The sequence below is a fragment of the Streptomyces sp. NPDC014656 genome (genome assembly GCF_043084305.1).
In the GTDB taxonomy this organism is placed as follows: Bacteria; Actinomycetota; Actinomycetes; order Streptomycetales; family Streptomycetaceae; genus Streptomyces.
Genome location: NZ_JBIBZN010000042.1, coordinates 1 through 1,652, shown reverse-complemented (window position 1 = coordinate 1,652; position 1,652 = coordinate 1). Strand labels below are relative to the sequence as shown.

Below are 1,652 nucleotides of genomic sequence, written 5' to 3'. Positions count from 1 at the left end.
TTCCCCACTGCTGCCTCCCGTAGGAGTCTGGGCCGTGTCTCAGTCCCAGTGTGGCCGGTCGCCCTCTCAGGCCGGCTACCCGTCGTCGCCTTGGTGAGCCACTACCTCACCAACAAGCTGATAGGCCGCGGGCTCATCCTGCACCGCCGGAGCTTTACACCATCCACCATGCGATGGACAGTCATATCCGGTATTAGACCCCGTTTCCAGGGCTTGTCCCAGAGTGCAGGGCAGATTGCCCACGTGTTACTCACCCGTTCGCCACTAATCCCCGCCCGAAAGCGGTTCATCGTTCGACTTGCATGTGTTAAGCACGCCGCCAGCGTTCGTCCTGAGCCAGGATCAAACTCTCCGTGAATGTGTACCGGTAATCCGGTGCAACAGACATGAGAGCGGTGCGACAAGAAGGAATAGTCCCTGTCGCACACAGCGTCCTCGCTGTTGTATTTCAAAGGAACCTCAACCAGCCAGGAACCTGGCCGGTCGGGGTATCAACATATCTGGCGTTGACTTTTAGCACGCTGTTGAGTTCTCAAGGAACGGACGCTTCCTTCGTACTCACCCTCTCGGGCTTTCCTCCGGGCGCTTCCCTTCGGTATTTCGTGTTCCCGACTCTATCAGACTCTTTCGCGTCCGATTTCCTCGGTGCCTTTCCGGTTCCAGCTCCGCGTTTCCGCTTCGCTTTTCCCTTTCCGGCGGTTCCGACTCTATCAGAGGAATTTCGCCGGCTTGACCGGCGGTCCGTTCTGGTGAATCGGTGGCTTCTCCGTGCGGATGTTTGATCCGGAGCGAGAAGCAGGAAGATGTTCAACCTTCGCCTCCAGGACTGTACCAGCTCCCGGGCAACTGTTCGAATCTACCTCCCCGGTCCGACCGCGTCAACGGTTTTTCCGGGGCGTCGAGGACAGTACCAGCTCACGGCCGTCCGATGCACATCAGGTGGCCACAGGGACACCGCTCCCGGTCTCGTCGGCTGCGAGGTCGCCGGTACGGCTGGCGCGGGCTGCTCGGCCGCCGACCGCGTAGACGTAGACGAGGAAGGCTGCCTCGGCGGCCGCGCCGATGGTGATGCGGGCCCAGGTGGGCAGGCCGGAGGGGGTGACGAAGGCTTCGATGACGCCGGAGACCAGGAGGACCAGGGCGAGGCCGAGGGCCATGCCGAGGGCTGCGCGGCCTTCCTGAGCGAGGGCGTCGCGGCGGCGGCGTGGGCCGGGGTCGATGACGGTCCAGCCGAGGCGCAGGCCGGTGCCGGCGGCGACGAAGACCGCGGTCAGTTCGAGCAGGCCGTGCGGGACGAGCAGGCCGAGGAAGGTGTCCAGGCGGCCGGCCGAGGCCATCAGGCCGATGCCCACGCCGATGTTCACCATGTTGAGGAGCAGGACCGCGAACACCGGGAGGCAGAGGAACGCGCCGAGGACCAGGCAGAGGGCGGCGGCCTGGGCGTTGTTCGTCCAGACCTGGGCGGCGAAGGAGGTCGCCGGATGGCTGGAGTAGTACGCCTCGTAGTCGCCGCCGGGACGGGTGAGTTCGCGGAGTTCGGCGGGGGCGGCGATGGCGGACCGGACCTCGGGGTGGGTGGCCACCCACCAGCCGATCAGGGCGGCGACCAGCAGGGAGGCGACGGCGGTCGGGGCCCACCAGGTGCGGGTGCG

The 1,652-nt window shown here is 65.3% G+C and carries 1 protein-coding gene and 1 rRNA gene; both read right to left on the bottom strand.

Annotated elements, in window-relative coordinates:
- Positions 1–358: ribosomal RNA gene (locus tag ACF1ED_RS37235) — 16S ribosomal RNA — on the bottom strand; the annotation flags it as partial.
- 577 nt (positions 359–935) lie between these two features.
- Positions 936–1,652 (bottom strand): stage II sporulation protein M (locus tag ACF1ED_RS37230; protein WP_391767802.1); only part of this gene is annotated, 717 nt, incomplete at its 5' end.